18 protein-coding genes are annotated in these 16285 nt (G+C 43.2%); 13 read left to right on the top strand and 5 right to left on the bottom strand.

Annotated elements, in window-relative coordinates:
• Positions 1 to 64 precede the first annotated feature (64 nt).
• Positions 65 to 1384, top strand: a complete 1320-nt coding sequence (locus GK047_RS09760; RefSeq protein WP_163944868.1) for an MFS transporter — start codon at positions 65 to 67, stop codon at positions 1382 to 1384.
• A gap of 63 nt (positions 1385 to 1447) precedes the next feature.
• Here GK047_RS09760 and GK047_RS09755 read toward each other — a convergent pair whose 3' ends face one another.
• On the bottom strand, positions 1448 to 3034 hold the full coding sequence (locus tag GK047_RS09755) for a sensor domain-containing diguanylate cyclase (RefSeq protein ID WP_163944866.1): 1587 nt from the start codon (positions 3032 to 3034) through the stop codon (positions 1448 to 1450).
• 160 nt (positions 3035 to 3194) lie between these two features.
• Between GK047_RS09755 and GK047_RS09750 the strand changes: the two genes are divergently transcribed.
• The 11 genes from GK047_RS09750 (at position 3195) to GK047_RS09700 (ending at position 12318) form a co-directional block, all read left to right on the top strand.
• On the top strand, positions 3195 to 3911 hold the full coding sequence (locus tag GK047_RS09750; RefSeq protein WP_240343865.1) for an HAD family hydrolase: 717 nt from the start codon (positions 3195 to 3197) through the stop codon (positions 3909 to 3911).
• An 86-nt stretch (positions 3912 to 3997) separates the two neighbouring features.
• Positions 3998 to 4456 (top strand): GNAT family N-acetyltransferase, encoded by a 459-nt coding sequence (locus GK047_RS09745; protein WP_240343864.1) that lies wholly within the window; start codon positions 3998 to 4000, stop codon positions 4454 to 4456.
• A gap of 252 nt (positions 4457 to 4708) precedes the next feature.
• Positions 4709 to 4981: a hypothetical protein gene (locus GK047_RS09740; RefSeq protein WP_163944854.1), complete on the top strand. Its 273-nt coding sequence runs from the start codon at positions 4709 to 4711 to the stop codon at positions 4979 to 4981.
• A 6-nt stretch (positions 4982 to 4987) separates the two neighbouring features.
• Entirely contained in the window at positions 4988 to 5701 is a 714-nt protein-coding gene (locus tag GK047_RS09735) for a DUF1361 domain-containing protein (protein ID WP_163944851.1), read from the top strand.
• Between the two features lie 70 nt (positions 5702 to 5771).
• Positions 5772 to 6284, top strand: coding sequence for a metallophosphoesterase (locus tag GK047_RS09730; protein WP_163944848.1), 513 nt, complete (start codon positions 5772 to 5774; stop codon positions 6282 to 6284).
• A complete protein-coding gene (gene coaD, locus GK047_RS09725; protein ID WP_163944845.1) occupies positions 6281 to 6751 on the top strand; it encodes a pantetheine-phosphate adenylyltransferase in 471 nt (156 codons plus the stop codon). The genes GK047_RS09730 and coaD overlap by 4 nt, the downstream gene beginning before the upstream one ends.
• 264 nt (positions 6752 to 7015) lie before the next feature.
• Positions 7016 to 8368 carry a lytic polysaccharide monooxygenase gene (locus tag GK047_RS09720; RefSeq protein ID WP_481855954.1) on the top strand — a complete coding sequence of 451 codons (1353 nt, stop codon included), beginning with the start codon at positions 7016 to 7018 and terminating at the stop codon, positions 8366 to 8368.
• Between the two features lie 358 nt (positions 8369 to 8726).
• On the top strand, positions 8727 to 9563 hold the full coding sequence (locus GK047_RS09715) for an electron transfer flavoprotein subunit beta/FixA family protein (protein WP_163945320.1): 837 nt from the start codon (positions 8727 to 8729) through the stop codon (positions 9561 to 9563).
• Positions 9564 to 9581: 18 nt separating this feature from the next.
• Positions 9582 to 10727, top strand: a complete 1146-nt coding sequence (locus GK047_RS09710; protein ID WP_163944838.1) for an electron transfer flavoprotein subunit alpha/FixB family protein — start codon at positions 9582 to 9584, stop codon at positions 10725 to 10727.
• Positions 10724 to 12034 (top strand): FAD-dependent oxidoreductase, encoded by a 1311-nt coding sequence (locus GK047_RS09705; protein ID WP_163944835.1) that lies wholly within the window; start codon positions 10724 to 10726, stop codon positions 12032 to 12034. Before GK047_RS09710 ends, GK047_RS09705 begins: the two co-directional genes overlap by 4 nt.
• Positions 12031 to 12318: a ferredoxin family protein gene (locus tag GK047_RS09700; RefSeq protein ID WP_163944832.1), complete on the top strand. Its 288-nt coding sequence runs from the start codon at positions 12031 to 12033 to the stop codon at positions 12316 to 12318. Before GK047_RS09705 ends, GK047_RS09700 begins: the two co-directional genes overlap by 4 nt.
• A 96-nt stretch (positions 12319 to 12414) precedes the next feature.
• Here GK047_RS09700 and GK047_RS09695 read toward each other — a convergent pair whose 3' ends face one another.
• From GK047_RS09695 to GK047_RS09685, 3 genes are read right to left on the bottom strand one after another with little or no spacing between them, the layout of a single operon-like run.
• Positions 12415 to 12609, bottom strand: coding sequence for a hypothetical protein (locus GK047_RS09695; RefSeq protein ID WP_163944829.1), 195 nt, complete (start codon positions 12607 to 12609; stop codon positions 12415 to 12417).
• A 38-nt stretch (positions 12610 to 12647) separates the two neighbouring features.
• A complete protein-coding gene (locus GK047_RS09690; RefSeq protein WP_163944826.1) occupies positions 12648 to 14072 on the bottom strand; it encodes an MBOAT family O-acyltransferase in 1425 nt (474 codons plus the stop codon).
• Between the two features lie 14 nt (positions 14073 to 14086).
• Positions 14087 to 15178, bottom strand: a complete 1092-nt coding sequence (locus GK047_RS09685) for a hypothetical protein (RefSeq protein ID WP_163944824.1) — start codon at positions 15176 to 15178, stop codon at positions 14087 to 14089.
• A gap of 188 nt (positions 15179 to 15366) precedes the next feature.
• Between GK047_RS09685 and GK047_RS09680 the strand changes: the two genes are divergently transcribed.
• The gene (locus GK047_RS09680; protein ID WP_163944821.1) at positions 15367 to 15882 is read left to right on the top strand and encodes a DinB family protein; all 516 of its coding nucleotides are present in this window, start codon (positions 15367 to 15369) and stop codon (positions 15880 to 15882) included.
• 53 nt (positions 15883 to 15935) lie between these two features.
• Here the strand turns inward: GK047_RS09680 and GK047_RS09675 are convergent, their stop codons facing one another.
• On the bottom strand, positions 15936 to 16163 hold the full coding sequence (locus GK047_RS09675) for a 3-dehydroquinate dehydratase (protein ID WP_163944818.1): 228 nt from the start codon (positions 16161 to 16163) through the stop codon (positions 15936 to 15938).
• Positions 16164 to 16285: the final 122 nt, after the last annotated feature.

Genomic DNA, 16285 nt, shown 5'->3' with positions numbered 1-16285 from the left:
GGCTTTGTTTTCAGTTACAATGTGAGGAAGATTTGGAACTAACATGGAGTGGGAGGAGCAGTAGATGAGTAATCGAACTACGGTTATGGTCAGCATTGTGCTCGCGATGTTAGTGGCATCCATGGATGCCACGATTGCCAATACGACTATGCCTATTATTGTGAATGAAATTGGCGGTAACGACTTGTATGCTTGGGCGTTTACCTCTTATATGGTACTTTCGACTGTCTTGGCACCTGTCGCAGGCCGATTGTCGGATCTTTTTGGACGCAAACGCATTTATGCTGCGGGAATTGTGTTATTTCTGGGAGGCTCTGTGCTCTGTGGATTATCTCAAACGATGGTTCAGCTTATCCTATTCAGAGCGGTTCAAGGGATAGGGGCAGGTGTCATGATGCCATTTCCATCCATTATCGCAGGTGATTTATTTACTGTGGAGCAGCGAGGTAAAGTTCAAGCCTTCTTCACGGGAATGTGGGGTCTATCTGCAATACTGGCCCCCCTTCTTGGTACATTTTTCGTCACGTATTTAAGCTGGCGATGGATTTTTTTCGTTAACATTCCTATTTGTCTCGTAGCGCTCTTTGCCTTGCTGCCTTATAAAGAAGTATATCAATCCAAGCGGTCTTCTATCGACTACGGGGGAGCACTATTATTTGCCTGTGGTATTTCGCTGCTGCTGCTTACAACCGCTGTGGAACGTTACAACTATATTTACGGCACGATAGGTGTGTTGTTAATGGTTGTTTTTTATTTCTACGAGCAAAAACAAAGTGCGCCAATCGTTCCCTTAAATCTACTTCGCAATCGTCCAGTAGCGATCATGATTGCTGGATCATTCCTCAGCTGCGCTGCGTTATTCGGCACATCGAGTTTTATGCCGTTGTTTCTGCAAACACAAGGCTATTCCCTATTTATAAGCGGTATTGCTTTGTTATCTACTTCCATTGGTTGGATGGCAGTCGCTGTGCCTAGTGGCAAATGGGTACTACGCTTCGGATATAAAAAGCTTCTCATTATAGGTAATCTGTTTCTTGTAATAACAGCTTTTATGTTATTTTTTCTTCGTCAAGACTCACCGTTTTGGTATTCTTTTATCGCATTAATGGTACTAGGCGTTGCCTTCGGGCTTATTTTCACCATTTCGACCATCGGCTCACAGCAGCTTGTAGAGGCACATCAAAAAGGCGTTTCGACTTCCTTACAGTTGTTTTCACGTAATATTGGAACAGCGGTTAGTGTAACGATTATGGGGGCAATTTTAACCAAATCAAGCCATTTTTTTACTGGCATTCATAGTATGTTCATTTTCGGACTCATTGCCAGCTTGGCGGCGCTAGCGATTCCATTCGCGATTCGCTCCATGAACAAACAGGGAGTGTGAATACGGTTGTTAAGTGTCATCCAATACTTGAATCTCAATCAGGGAATTGGATGGAGCTGCTTGTTACGCGTAGACGGTTAATTTATCTGCATGCATCGCCGAGTCTGCTTTTTTTAGCAGACTTTCTGAACACTGACCATCTATCGGATACAAGGCTATGCCGATACTAGTCGAAATACACAGTTGGTGCCCTTCGACAAGTAAAGGGACCGTCAGTTGCTCAATTACGTTCTCAGCAATTTTGGAGGTAGATTCCCAGTTTTCTTGCGGCATCAAAATAACAAATTCATCGCCATTTAAGCGTGCTAGTGTGTATCCAGGTTTCAAATCAGTGGATAACAAAGCTGAGAATTTCTGCAGGACTTGATCACCGATCGAATGCCCATATGTGTCATTGATAAGCTTGAAATTATCCAGATTAAAGCTGAGAAGGGCTAGGGTTGTTTTGCTGCTTTTAGCATTCGCTATGGCTTCAAGAAAGAGCTGGCCAAAGAGACTGCGATTCGGCAAATTCGTTAATAAATCGTAGTTGGCCAGTTGTTTTATTTGGGTTTCTGACTGTTTGATCTCAGTCAAGTCTCGCACATTGGCCGTATAGATTGACTTGCCTGCAAACTGCGTCCCCGTAATCGTAATTTCTGCAGGAAATTCGGTGCGATCCGATCGGTAAGCTGTCATTTCTACACGTTTTCCATAGATCGAGTCATCTTTACGGGTAAGAAGTCGATACAGAGTGGCTGCGCCTCGGCCATCTTGATCGAAAGGAAATAAAAAATCAAGTAAAGTTCGACCTAGCGCATCTTTGCGGGAGCATCCAAAAGTGGCTTCGGCCGCAGGGTTAAATTCAATAATCCACCCTCGGTGATTAAACATCATGATGCTATCGAGGGATGAGTCCAGTATGGAGGCTTTCAGTAAGGTGTGATCAACGAAACGCTGATCGGATTTCTGTGAGCTGGTTAGGCTTACGGCAAGAAGAAGAATCGTTCCAAACGCTATAAACATCGCCATTTCGAAATGTCCCAATCGCGATGCGAATATATTCCCTTCGGGTAACGCAGTTGGATAACTGATGACCGCCGCTGACATGCCGATGTAATGCATCGCTGTGACGGCTACTCCCATTAATATGCCGCCTATCTTGAATCTTAGGTTCTGAATCGAAGTAATATAGAGAGCACTCATAGAAGCCAAGATGGAGATAAAGATTGATAATGTAAAAGGAACAGGGAGGTAGGAAATCGTTACCTCACGGAGAGACGCCATACCAATGTAATGCATTGCACTTATCGCGAATCCCATGAAGGTTCCGCTAATAATTAATTTGGCTGGCATTAGCTTTGAACGAAACGTCACGAAGAAACCAATAATGGGTCCAATGATTGCGAGAAGTAAGGAGATCATGACAGTTTGAATGTGATACGTGATCCCGCTAGGAAAAGGATAGGAAAGTAATGAGATGAAGTGCATGGCCCAGAGGCCGACTCCCATGGCAATCGAACTGTAGAGGATCCACAGCTTCTGATGCCACCCTTGTGATGTGGACATTTTTTTAGCTAAATTAAGTGATGTGTAAGAAGCAAGTAAAGCAATTGTAAAAGATAGCAGGACTAAGTACATATTGTAATGACTAGTCAAAGCGTGATGCATGAATGCCTCCTTTTATCTTATAAAAGCTATCTATTTTATTCTAAAATGGTAGGCTAGTTGTATACAATTTAATCTGTTTTTTATTATAATTGGCTCAATTTCACCTGTATATAGCGTTATTTGTATCATAAAAGCGAATAATGTCGAATGAGATAAAATTTTGAAAAATGAGGATTTCATACTGAGTGGAATTGTATCTACTGGAATTAATTTGAATCCTATTGGAGTGTGTATGGGGCCTATGTATAAAGGTAAAGGCATCATGTTTGACATGGATAATACGCTGCTTAAGTCTAACATTGATTTTCAAGCAATGAAAAGTGAGATTGCTAGCTTTTTAAAAAATAATGGATTGGTACCTAATGATTTCGTTTGCCAACCGTACACAGCATCCATGTTGATTGAGTATGTAAAGAAGAAGGGTGTCTCGCATGCGCTGTTTGAAGAGATGATGAACATTGCTGTTCATCATGAGGTCCTTGGTATGGAAAGTGCCGGACTGGAGCCTGGTGCTACTGAATTATTAAAGGATTTCTATGCCCAATTCGTGCTTGTTATTGTGACGAATAATTCGTATCAGGCTGCTAAACAAGCACTTGAGCAAACTAGGATTATCCAGTATTTCGATTTCATTGTTGGGAGAGAGCAAATGGAGGCTATGAAGCCCTCGCCATCTGGTTATCATGCTGCGAAGCAGCATTTCCCTCATATAAAGGAATGGATTTCAGTCGGAGACTCATGGATTGATGGGCAAGCCTCCAAGGAAGCGGGAATTCCTTTTATTAGCTATGGGAATATTAGTGATCTTATGGAGGAAAAGGGGATTCAACCGATCGCTCATATCGATCATCTGCTTAAGCTGCGAGAGCTTATTTAAGCTTAGCTTATTCGCTAAGAATTCATGATCCTGCTCTAGACCTATTCGTATAAAAATGCTTTAATTAAGATTCGGTGTAAGAAGCTATGAGAAAGAAGTGGATAGGTATGCTTACTAATGTGAAATTAAGATTGCATGAGGAGCTCATTCAGGAGCTGCTAAGTTATAGTGTATTCCCTGACCCAGACAGATTGGAACAAACCATTCAGCAGTACGAAACTGATGATAGTCTATTATTGTTTGGCTATGAATCAGAAAGCGTTATGGTAGGTATCATCGGTTTTCGTTTGAATAAGGAGCGGGAGTTGGTAATTACGCACTTATCTGTCGGGCCGGAGAGCAGGGGTGTTGGTTTCGGTCGTGGGATTATTTTGGAAACCATTGAAGAAATGAAGCCTGTTACCCTTATTGCGGAAACGGATGAGGAAGCCGTTGAGTTTTATCGAAGCATTGGCTTTATAATCAACAGCTTGGGCGAGCAATATCCTGAAACTGAAAGATTCCGGTGCATATACGAAGTAGAAGAAGAGACGTTGAACGAATAGACTGTAGGCAGCAGTGGGATTATATCTTCAAAAAAGGGTACGTTACTGAAATGTGCAGAAAATAATTATCAAAGAAGCACTTCTCGATGATCTAATTAGTTCTATGAACGAAAGGATCATTAAGAAGTGTTATTTTATATGCGAAATAGGACTCATGATCTATATGGTTAAACATGGTATTATAGGGTTAAGAGCGATAAGGAAAACACGACATGACTCAAACAGGGACGAATAAGATTGGAGGATAAAAAAATGGTTCAAACTGTTATTATCCTTATTAGTATTTTTATGATTATTGCTATTTATAAACTTGTGTTTAAAGCGAGAAATAAGGTTGCCACCAACAAAGTCATCCCGATCAATCGTAAAAAAAAGAGCATAGGGAAAGAGGGTAAAAAGGCCTGCTCATTTTGTCATAAGAAAGTAAAGCGTTTATCATTTTACGTGACGGAAATGGGTAAAGTTGTTGGCGTATGTGAAGGTTGCAAACCGCAAGCGGAAAGAAGAGCTTTATCAAGACTCTAGCAGCCAATGAAAGTAGGGGAATTGTTGAAAGCATTGAATGCACGTAATTTAACTGTATTCTTGGGGATCTTAACGACCATAGGCATCGTTGTTTATTATTTGTTTAGAAATAAAACGTATTATGATTTTTTACTTTGGAACTTATTTTTAGCCTGGATTCCCTATGTTATTTCTTTAGCTGCCTCTCGCATACATAGCCAGAAAGCTACTAAACTAACTTCACTGTTCATTGTACTGCTTGGTGGACTGTGGATTCTTTTTCTTCCAAATGCCCCCTATATCATTACGGACCTTATCCATTTGACGGTAAGAAAATCTATTTATATACAAAACGGCAGATTATCTTTTGCTTATTGGTATGATTTTTTTATCATGGTGTTGTTCTCGTGGATCGGCATTTTCCTTGGATGCAGCTCCATGTATTTTTTTCAACGCGTATGTATGGTAAGGTTTAATCGATTCTTATCATGGGTTATGATTGCAATAGCCTCATTATTAACGGGGTATGGCATTTTACTAGGCAGGGAGTACCGCTTGAATAGCTGGGATGCTTTATTAAACAATCGGCTGCTTCAGGTTATCGATAAGACGATGAATAAAGAATCTCTTATTTTTTGTCTACTGGTTGGACTTGTCATGTTGATGTTCTATACCACCTTGTACTTATTAGCGAATGGTTCGTATAATCAAAGTTTAAAGAAACAATCTGATGCGAACTAGCAACGATTAGTTTACAATGATAAGTTATCTTAAGCATTGATGATCGATTTTACAGGAAGGTGGAAATGAGATGGGAAATGTTTTTTTTACATCAGATCATCATTTTGGACATAAACACATCATTGATTTTGAATCTAGACCCTTTCGTGATGCGGAAGAGATGACCAGCAAGATGATTGAAAGCTGGAATTCCGCCGTGAATAAAGAGGATAAGGTGTTTCATCTTGGCGATTTTTCATTTCTTAATAATGAAAGAACAAAGGATATCGTTAGTCAGCTTCATGGCTACAAAGTGCTTATTCTAGGTAATCATGATCGAGGCAGGTCGAGAACTTGGTGGTTGGAAGCGGGTTTCGACGAGGTGAGTGAGCATCCGATTATTTATAATAATTTCTTTTTTCTGACGCATGAACCTATGTATATGAACAAGCACATGCCTTTTGTGAATGTTCACGGCCACATTCATGGTCAGAAATACGAAGGTTTAAATTATTTTAACGTTTGTGTGGAGCATTGGGACTATAAGCCAATTACCTTTGAAACAATTCGAGATTCGGTCGTGGTAAATGAGGAACAAGGATGAGAGTCGCGTATGCAGGAAGCTTTGATCCGATTACATTAGGTCATACATCGGTTATTGAAAGAGCGACTAGTTTATTCGATGAGCTGCATATTCTCGTTGCAAATAACAGGTCGAAGAAGCATCATTTTACGATTGAACAACGCACAGAATTGGTGCGATTATCTATTCCGGAAGGCAGAAATATTAAAATCATTGCTTTCGAGGGAATTGTAGCCGATTATGTGAATAATAACGGAATTAAGGCTGTCATTAGGGGAATTCGCAATGCTACAGACCTTGAATACGAGTTAAAACTTGAGCAATATATGAGAACAACTACAAATGCGGATACCATATATTTGTCACCTATCATGGCAAATATGTTGACAAGCAGTTCACTTGTTCGAATGTTCTTAACCTCTGGAAAATCCGAGCTTGCTAAAGCTTACATGGCGGATTTGGCGTTTGAGCAAATGATGACGTACTAGAGCTAGCACGATGGAAGGATAGGTGTCGGAACCAAGGCGAAATGTCTTGGTTGTTTGACGTGCCGTTCATTAGCTTTGACAGTTGGCTGATAAATATCCCCATAAAGTGGATATTTATCCTTTTAATAGTAAACTTAATTGGAATAATATATGTGTTGTAAGACTTTTACGCTCACACGCAGGGAAGGAGGATTTAATAGATTACAGTCTCGAGAAGGCGCTTTCAAATCTTGCATCCCATTCGCTCTAAAGGAGGAAGTTAATGTGGCTATTGCATCGCAGTATTCGAAATCAATAGGGTTAAAACTTCTTGTGGCATTCGTTCTGATATTAGGAGTAGCGGCTTTTACAAGAATATTTGCAGGAAACGCGTCAGCACATGGTTATTTGGAGTCGCCTGCGAGCCGCTCATCCTTATGTCAACAAGGTCAAAACACGAACTGCGGTCAAATTCAATACGAACCTCAGAGCTTGGAAGCCATCGGTTCTTTTCCGCAATCAGGGCCTGAAGATGGTAAAATTGCAGGTGCGGGTAAATATCCAGAACTTTATGCGCAAACCCCTGATCGATGGAAAAAAGTAACGATGAACGGCGGTAAAAATACATTCACATGGCATTTGACTGCCCGTCACGCCACTTCGGAGTGGAAGTACTATATCACGAAAAAAGGCTGGGATCCCAATAAACCGCTTGCCAGGGCTGACCTCGATCCAACTCCTTTCTGCTATGTGAACGATGGTGGCGCTATTCCTGGCCAAACGGTCAACCATGAATGTAATGTACCGACAGATCGTAGTGGCTATTATTTGATTCTAGGTGTATGGGAAATTGCAGATACAGGCAACGCTTTCTATAATGTTATTGATGTAAACCTAGTCAATAATGGAACAGGCACGGATACAACAGCACCAACAAGTCCTAGCAATTTGCTAGCTACTGCTACTACATCTACAAGTGTTACGCTTGGATGGAATGCTTCTACAGACAATGTGGGAGTGACTGGCTACCAAGTATATCGAGGTACGGCGTTAGTGGCGACTGTGTCAGGCACAACCTTAAGCTATACGGATAGCGGGTTAACGGCTAATACAGCTTATACCTATTCGGTAAAAGCTAAAGATGCTGCTGGCAATATTTCATCAGCAAGCAATACGATTAGTGCTACGACCACAGGAGGGACAATAGATACCCAAGCACCGACAGCGCCTGGAAACCTTCGTGTAACGGCAACGACGTCCTCTAGCCTCGCGCTTGCCTGGAACGCTTCGACCGATAATGTAGGTGTCACGGGTTACCAAGTGTTCCGTGGTACGGCGTTAGTGACAACAGTTTCGGGATCATCGTTAACCTACACGGTTACTGGATTAACGGCGAGCACAGCCTATACGTTTACTGTGAAGGCAAGCGATGCCGCAGGCAATCTCTCGGCTGCTAGCAGTTCGCTAAGCGCTACGACCAGTGCAGATACAGGCGCATCGGCTTGGATCGTCAATAAGGCATACCTTGCAGGTGATCTTGTCACCTACAACAATGTCGTATATGAATGCCGCCAACCGCATACTTCATTAACTGGTTGGGAGCCCGCGAACGTACCAGCATTATGGCAAGTCAAATAACACGGTAATTTTCCTATCTCTAAACGTCTCCATCTCCACTTGGTTAGTGGTTTTGGAGGCGTTTTTGTGCGTAATGTATGACCTGCTCATTTGCAGGAACCATTTCGAAATATTTTGAGTAAAATTCTATTTAAAGTAAAAAAGGAGTGGAAACTTGAATAAAAGAGTGTGTCATACTTCAGCCAATTACGCATATAATGTTGTAGGTTATCTTGTAAGCATAACGGTCTATAAGCAATTGGACATGTAATCTTACGTGACAAAATTCACAAAGATGCAGCTGTACGTGGATGAGCTCATGAGAGAAGTGAGGAAGGATGCAGGGTACGATTTCGCTATTGAACTGGAGGATACAAAGATGCTGCATATTGTTGTGTGTATCAAGCAGGTTCCTGACAGCAGGGAAATACGGATTGATCCTAAAAATAATACGTTGATTCGCCAAGGGGTACCCAGCATTGTTAACTTCTATGATATGCATGGCTTGGAAGAAGCATTGCGAATCAAGGACGAACAGGGTGCAAGAATCACTGTCGTAACGATGGGACCCCCACCGGCAGAGAAAGGCCTAAAAGAATGCATTTCGTTAGGCGCTGATGAAGCTGTCTTGGTTACGGATCGCGGTTTTGCCGGTGCGGATACGCTGGCTACGTCTTATGTGGTTGCTCGTACAATTCGCAAAATCGCGGAGACGTGGGGGCCGATCGATATTGTTTTCTGCGGTAAACAAACGTTGGATGGTGACACGGGGCAAGTGGGTCCAGGGGTCGCATGCAGATTAGACTTGGAGCAGCTTACTTATGTCAATAAAGTGGTTGAAGTTGACGAGTTTAGGCGCAAAGTGCAGGTGCATCGCCTTTTGGAAGATGGCATTGAAGTCGTAGAGACAAGCATGCCAGTGTTGATTACAGCGCTTAAAGAGTTAAATAGGATCCGGCGAGCTTCTATGCCAGGAATGATCCGAGCGGCTCGTTATAAGCCAGTCATTTGGACGACTGCAGATTTCCCAGATTTGGAACGGGCGAAAATCGGGCTAAAAGGATCACCGACAATTGTAGCGAAAACGTGGGTGCCTGAAGTAAAGGCAGTCAAAACAAGAATGATCGTCTATGAGACGCCAGATGCGGCGGCGGAGCAATTAGCTGATCAATTGTGGGAGAAAGAGCTCCCTGAGCGTTTAGGCTGGACTTCATAAGGGAAAGTGGGAAATCGAATGTCAAATGAACAGTCAGCCGAACAAACCGATCACTCCATGCCAGATTGGTCGGCTTATCGAGGTGTTTTAATCGTCGTAGAGCAAAGAGACGGTGAAGCAAAGAAAGTTTCTTGGCAGCTGCTAGGCGAGGGCAAGAAACTGGCGGCGAAGCTTGATGTGCCGCTTATGGCGCTAGTTATCGGCGATGGGGTAGCTCACCTTGCAGAGGAAGCCGTTCATTACGGCGCGGATCGGGTGTATTTGTGCGAAGCGCCAGAGCTTCGCGTTTACAGGACTCGGCCATATAGTCGAGTCTGCTTGAAGCTGATCGAGGAAGCGAAGCCCGAAATCGTTCTGTTCGGCGCGACTGCCACGGGCCGGGACTTGGCAGGCGCGATCGCGACGCACCTGCCCACGGGGCTAACCGCCGACACGACGCAGCTTGATGTGGAGCCGCCTCCATCGAGGCTGCTGCTGGCAAGCCGACCGGCGTTCTCGGAGAAGATGATGGCGACCATCCTCTGCAAGCAATACCGGCCGCAGATGGCTACGGCTCGCGCGGGTGTTTTTCAGGCTCTGCCGAAGGACGCGGCGCGTGAGGGGGAGATCGTTCACATCGAAGCAGCGATGCGTGAGGAAGAAATTGCCGCGCAAGTACTCGATTTCTTGCGCGGGACGGGCCAAATTAATCTCGAGGAAGCCGAGATTATCGTGGCTGGAGGCCGCGGACTAGGCGGACCAGAAGCTTTCAAGCTGCTCGCTGAGTTGGCGGAAACCCTCGGCGGAGTCGTAGGTGCATCCAGAGCAGCTGTAGACGCCGGATGGATTGGACATGAGCATCAGGTTGGTCAGACTGGGGCGACAGTTCGTCCGAAGCTGTACTTTGCGATTGGCATCTCAGGTGCCGTCCAGCATACAGTCGGCATGAGCCACGCGGACGTTATCGTGGCGATTAATAAGGATGAGAAAGCGCCGATCTTTCAGTTCGCGCATTATGGCATCGTGGGGGATTTGTTCAAAATCGTGCCAGCTATCGCGAAAGAGATTAAGAAACGAAGAACGTTATTCGATATCTCCTTTCTTCAAGAAGCGGGCTCAGGAACTGAGGGAGTGAAGCCAACGGAAGCTGATCATGCCGCTCGTGAAAGGAGTGAAGCGCGATGAATGAAAAATTTGATGCGATTGTTGTCGGAGGCGGCCCTGCTGGTTCAGCGGCTGCCTTGACGATGGCCCGCGCTGGTTTATCCGTCGTATTGCTGGAACGTGGGGAATTTCCCGGCGCTAAGAACATTTTTGGTGGCGTGCTCTATCGCAAGCAGATTGAAGAGCTTGTTCCTGAATTCTGGACTGAGAAAAATTTCCCGATGGAACGCTATATTGTTGAGCAGCGAGTATGGATGATGGGCAAAGAATCCATGGTTACTTTTGGGCATCGAAACGAAGCCTACAAAGAACCTTACAATTGCTTTACCGGACTGCGTGTTAAATTCGATCAGTGGTTAGCTGACAAAGCGGTTTCCGCTGGTGCGCTGCCTATCTATGAAACAGTTGCACTGGAGGTCATTCGTGAAGGTAATCGTGTTGTAGGCGTCCGTACCGATAGGGATTTTGGAGATTTGTACGCGGATGTTGTCGTGATTGCGGATGGTGTGAACTCCTTACTCGGCAAAGCAATGGGTATCCATAAGGAATGGCAGCCAGATGAAGTTTCCTTAGCGGTAAAGGAAGTCATTGCCCTACCGAAAGAGAAGATTGAAGACCGCTTCGGCCTGGAAGGCGATGAGGGCGTTACGATTGAATTCATGGGTGAAACATCTTTAGGCATGGCAGGCATGGGCTTCCTCTATACGAATAAGGAAACAATTTCTCTAGGCGTCGGTGTGATGGTTAATCATCTCCGGGATAAAAAAGTAAAGCCGTATGCTGTTCTCGACGCGGTCAAGCAGCATCCGATGATTCGTAAGCTCATTCAAGGGGGTGAGACTAAGGAATACTCCGGACACCTGATACCCGAAGGAGGTTATCACTCGATCCCTGCGTTATCAGGAGATGGTTGGTGTGTCTGTGGCGATGCTGCGCAGTTGATCAACTTCGTCCACCGCGAAGGTACGAACTTGGCAATGACCTCTGGTCGCTTGGCGGGCGAAGCGATTGTCGAGGCAAAGGAAAGAGGAGATTTCACAGCCTCATCGCTGAAAGCTTACGATCAAAAGATTCGTACATCTTTTGTTCACAAGGATCTCAAAAAATACAAGGGCATGCACCAATTCCTTAAGGATCAGGACCCAGAGCTGCTCTTCGATAAGCTGCCAAGAGCACTGAATGAAGCCGCGTACAATATGTTCCTCGTTGATGGTGTAACGAAGGCAGACAAACAAAAAATGGCTGTCCAACTCATTAAAAATGCGGCTGGCGGCACCGTGAACCTGATGAAGCTTGGCTATAAAGGATGGAGGGCGATGAATGGATGAGCCAGACCGACGTCTCTGAGAAACTATTTACCATTCGTTACAAATGCGATGATAAGTCGCACCTTATTATTAAGGATTCACAAACATGCCTGAACTGTACAACGAAGGATTGTAATTACTTTTGCCCATCTGATGTGTATGAATGGGAGAAGAAGCTGAAGATTACAACGGTGGCCTTTGAGAATTGTATCGAGTGTGGTACTTGCCGGATAGCTTGTCCTTCCCACAATATTGATTGGGTGTACCCGAAGGGAGGGCACGGAATTACGTATAAATTCGGCTAATGTGGGTATGGTATGAGGCCTCATGACGAAAAAGGAGCGTCAGCTGAACAGGCCGATGCTCCTTTTTCGTGACTCAGATGAAAACCCGTACTTGGTTTAAGCATGATAACTTCCCAAGGGTTCGTTTAGAACCCATTCCAATAAGTCGATTCTATCAGCAAGTCGTTCATTTTGATCCTTAAGCGCTTCTCGAGCTTCGTTGCTCTCAGACTGCTCCAGGCGAGTTATCAACGTTTGCTGTTGTTGACGCAATTCATTTTGCTTTCGTTTTATTTGACTTTCGGTTCTCAATGTAAACACCTCATATCCATTGTTTAAATTAACTTCAATCAGAATTGAAAATAAATAAAACTACTTTCGCCACTACGCAGCATGATAATCAGTATGATGATAACTAACGTGTAACAAGCCGCACGGACGGGGGATGGAAAAAATCGATGCCACAGCTCGGAGATACGCGAGCGATGCGCTAGCAGCCAGTGTTCTAAAAGATGCAAGCCGAATAGGAAGATGGCTACATATAAATAGATGAGCATATAGGAAGGCACATGAAGAGCATCAGGCGATAGCATACGTCGGAGCAGCAAAAACACGACATGCCGATCGTGGATACGGAACATGACCCATCCGATACAGGTCAAATGGAAGAAGATTAGTATCGTAAACCAACGATAAATGATGAATTCATTCCATTTTTCTAAGTGTAGTTTCTTCTTAGCGGTGCTATACAGATTGTGCATAATGAGCAGGAAGCCATGATACATTCCCCAAAGGATGAACGTCCATAAGGCCCCGTGCCATATTCCTGAGGCTGTCATCGCGATAAAAAGAAATACATACTTGCGGATTTCTCCTTTGCGGGAACCTCCTAGCGGAATATAGATATAATCGCGGATCCAATTAGAAAGTGTTATATGCCACCTGCGCCAAAACTCTGTTGCATTAGAGCTTAAATAAGGCGTGAGGAAGTTTTGCGGGAGTTGAAGACCGAACAAATAGCCGATGCCGATCGCCATATCGCTATAAGCTGAGAAATCAAAATAGATTTGGAACGCGAACAAATAGGTTGAAATCCAAGCGGCTGAGCCAGTTAATGCGTATGGATCGCTAAAAAGGACGTTAACTCGATCGGCGATAGGGTCTGCCAGCATCATTTTTTTAACTAGTCCTAGCACCAAATAAAAGCTTCCAAGCCTGATAAATGCTGTATTTAATCGTAAGGAGGATAGCTTCTCTACTTGGGGAAGGAACTCATTCCCCCGCATAATGGGCCCAGCGATCAAGTGAGCAAAGAAAGAAATGAACATCCAAAACTCAAGCAAGGAACGCGATGGCTTGATCTTCTGCTTATAGATGTCGACCGCATATGAAATAAATTCAAATGTGTAGAAAGAAATTCCGACAGGCAGTACGAGCGACAGTAAGAAGGAATCCTCAGTGAGCAGCTTAATCGACAATACCTTTTCAACATTGCGGATCATAAAAACAGCGTATTTGAAAAAACATAAATTACCCAAATTTACGAGCAGAATTGCCCAAAGCACCCATTTCCGATAAGCTCCAGTGAGATAGCGGGAACTATAATAGGTGAACAAAGTCATGATGGCAAAAAGCGCGAGCATCCCGATCCCACTTACGCAATAAAACAAAATATTTGCTGCTGTTAACACGTACAATCGCTTTGCAGGAAAAGCGTAATAGAGTGCAATCGTAATGAATAGCAAAATCATGAACTCAGGTGTATGAAAAAGCATCCAGCCATCCTCCGTTAGTAATTATATGCTTTCAGCAGCTTTTCAGCGAGTTGCTGATAACCCTCTGGCGTTAAATGCAAATGATCTGTAAACAAAGCGTCAGGTATTTGTTCCTCCAAGTTTACATAAGTAAATGTTGATTTTTCCATAAATCGATCAATGGCTTGTGAATTGGCTATGTATCCCGGATCTTCAATTAATGATTTAACTAAGGTATGATTCGTTCCAGTCAGAACAACCAGTGTTTCTTTCCCTTGTTGATGCGCCATCATTTTTTTCAAGAAGAAAACGTCTGGGTTAGTATCCGTTAAATTAAAAGGCTTTGGATTAAAGGCGGCTAATACATTAGGATCATTAATTCGGTTAAAAACATCATATTTCTCCATCCAGGGTCTCGGATCTCCGCCCTCAAGCGTATCATCTAAAGGGGGTTTTTGTAGGGCTTTTAAAGCAAGCTGGATCATATATTTGTCCCAATAATCTTTATATAGATAAGGAACAAACTTTGGCAGTACGTGCTCGTTTAAGCTTCTCTTTGTTTTGGTATAAAAGGTAGTCGTTGCGTCATCTTTTTCAACATCCGGCAAAGAGAGCATATGCTGATAAGCGACCGGGTCCAACTGTTGCAAATCTCTTTTAAACCATGCAAGAACGGGCTGCCAGTAATTTCTTTTGATGAAGCTGGAGTAACGAATATTAAAAATAAGATGATCACTAGAAATACCAAGCTCATCCATTTTCAAAAGCATCGTATACAAATCACCGATTTGTGATCCCGGAAAAGATAGATTGTAGATGGGCAGCTTGGATGAAGCGTTCATGTAGGCATTGACGTTTTGATTAGAATTCCCAGGACTTCCATACATCACAGAGTCGCCCAAAATAATGAGATATTGTTTTAAATGCTTGCTCTCGATATCTTTGCGTATTGCCTCCAAAGTGATCTGAAAATCATGATGGTTATCTTTGGCTCTCGCATAGTCCATGCGATTGTGATAAAAAACATCAGTTGAAAACAAAGTTGGAAAGGCTAACTGAATAATTACGAAATAGATGAATACATAAATGAGCGTCTTTGCTGGAGATTTCCAGATGCGCTTTTTCATCGATTGATCCCCTTTACATGAATGAGCTGTTCGACTGCATGTGAAGCTACTTGCTATATTCTATCTTATCTACTGGAATTCCTTTCCGTCAATTCATATCATACGATCCGATAGAAAAGATGCTTTCACATTTTTAGTCGTTACGCTATGATAGAACTGAATTTAATAGAGAAGGGAGAATGATACGAATGCTGCAGCGACCTGATAGCCAAGAATACGCTTCATACTATTCAACCTATACTGATCTCGTTCCTGAGGGGGATTACACCTCATTCCTTAGGAATCAACTTCACGTCATTACAACGTTGTATGAGCAACTTTCGGAAGAACGAAGTGAGGGGCGTTATGCGCCTGGTAAATGGAGTTTAAAGGAAGTCCTGGGACATATTACGGATACGGAACGCGTCATGAGTTATCGAATGCTGCGCATTTTACGAGGGGATTCAACGAATTTACCTGGTTTCGATCAAGATGTGTTTATGGCGAACGCTTCCTTCCAACATGTGTCTCTTTTGACGCTGCTTGATGATTTCAAAGCGGTTCGATCTGCGACGTTTTCCTTGCTTACGACCCTGACAGAAGAAACGGACTGGCTGCGAACAGGTCGCGTTAATGATATAGCAATTTCCGCGCGTTCCCTTGCATACATTATTGCTGGCCATGCTGAGCATCACATAGGTGTCATCCAAAATAAATATTTATAAGATGAAAAAGGCACGAAGTCCTCTGGACTTCGCGCCTTTTTACCGTTGGTAGATTAATAAAGTGATAACGCTAGTGAATCACGCTCGTTCAATGAATGGAGAATGGCTTCGCAACCCACGATTTCAATACTGATAATCGAATCCAAACATTTCTTAATCGCATTTCGGCCCTTTGTGACCTTAGCTTCAAGTGCAGATTTTAACAAATTAAATTTCTTTTTATTTTTCTCATCGGAGTAAACAGGTACGGTTTTATTTTGAATTGTAATAAACATTTTCATAAATTCTCACCATCCTAAGATTTGGATATATGAATAGCATATATGACAATTATTAATATAACATTAAAATAGTTTTACAATTTAGAAACAAACCTGTGTATTTAAACGTATTCGGTGTATCC

The sequence above is a fragment of the Paenibacillus sp. SYP-B3998 genome (genome assembly GCF_010820665.1).
In the GTDB taxonomy this organism is placed as follows: Bacteria; Bacillota; Bacilli; order Paenibacillales; family NBRC-103111; genus Paenibacillus_E.
The sequence above is the reverse complement of the archived record's forward strand: the minus strand, read 5'-3'. Positions and strand labels throughout refer to the sequence as shown.

Excerpts from the sequence above, each read along its gene's own strand:
- GK047_RS09740 (WP_163944854.1), top strand. The coding sequence starts at position 4,709 with ATGGTTCAAACTGTTATTATCCTTATTAGTATTTTTATGATTATTGCT.
- GK047_RS09710 (WP_163944838.1), top strand. The coding sequence starts at position 9,582 with ATGTCAAATGAACAGTCAGCCGAACAAACCGATCACTCCATGCCAGAT.
- GK047_RS09735 (WP_163944851.1), top strand. The coding sequence starts at position 4,988 with ATGAAAGTAGGGGAATTGTTGAAAGCATTGAATGCACGTAATTTAACT.
- GK047_RS09760 (WP_163944868.1), top strand. The coding sequence starts at position 65 with ATGAGTAATCGAACTACGGTTATGGTCAGCATTGTGCTCGCGATGTTA.
- GK047_RS09675 (WP_163944818.1), bottom strand. The coding sequence starts at position 16,163 with ATGAAAATGTTTATTACAATTCAAAATAAAACCGTACCTGTTTACTCC.
- GK047_RS09685 (WP_163944824.1), bottom strand. The coding sequence starts at position 15,178 with ATGAAAAAGCGCATCTGGAAATCTCCAGCAAAGACGCTCATTTATGTA.
- GK047_RS09700 (WP_163944832.1), top strand. The coding sequence starts at position 12,031 with ATGAGCCAGACCGACGTCTCTGAGAAACTATTTACCATTCGTTACAAA.
- GK047_RS09680 (WP_163944821.1), top strand. The coding sequence starts at position 15,367 with ATGCTGCAGCGACCTGATAGCCAAGAATACGCTTCATACTATTCAACC.
- GK047_RS09690 (WP_163944826.1), bottom strand. The coding sequence starts at position 14,072 with ATGCTTTTTCATACACCTGAGTTCATGATTTTGCTATTCATTACGATT.
- GK047_RS09730 (WP_163944848.1), top strand. The coding sequence starts at position 5,772 with ATGGGAAATGTTTTTTTTACATCAGATCATCATTTTGGACATAAACAC.
- GK047_RS09745 (WP_240343864.1), top strand. The coding sequence starts at position 3,998 with ATGAGAAAGAAGTGGATAGGTATGCTTACTAATGTGAAATTAAGATTG.
- coaD (WP_163944845.1), top strand. The coding sequence starts at position 6,281 with ATGAGAGTCGCGTATGCAGGAAGCTTTGATCCGATTACATTAGGTCAT.
- GK047_RS09715 (WP_163945320.1), top strand. The coding sequence starts at position 8,727 with ATGCTGCATATTGTTGTGTGTATCAAGCAGGTTCCTGACAGCAGGGAA.
- GK047_RS09705 (WP_163944835.1), top strand. The coding sequence starts at position 10,724 with ATGAATGAAAAATTTGATGCGATTGTTGTCGGAGGCGGCCCTGCTGGT.
- GK047_RS09755 (WP_163944866.1), bottom strand. The coding sequence starts at position 3,034 with ATGCATCACGCTTTGACTAGTCATTACAATATGTACTTAGTCCTGCTA.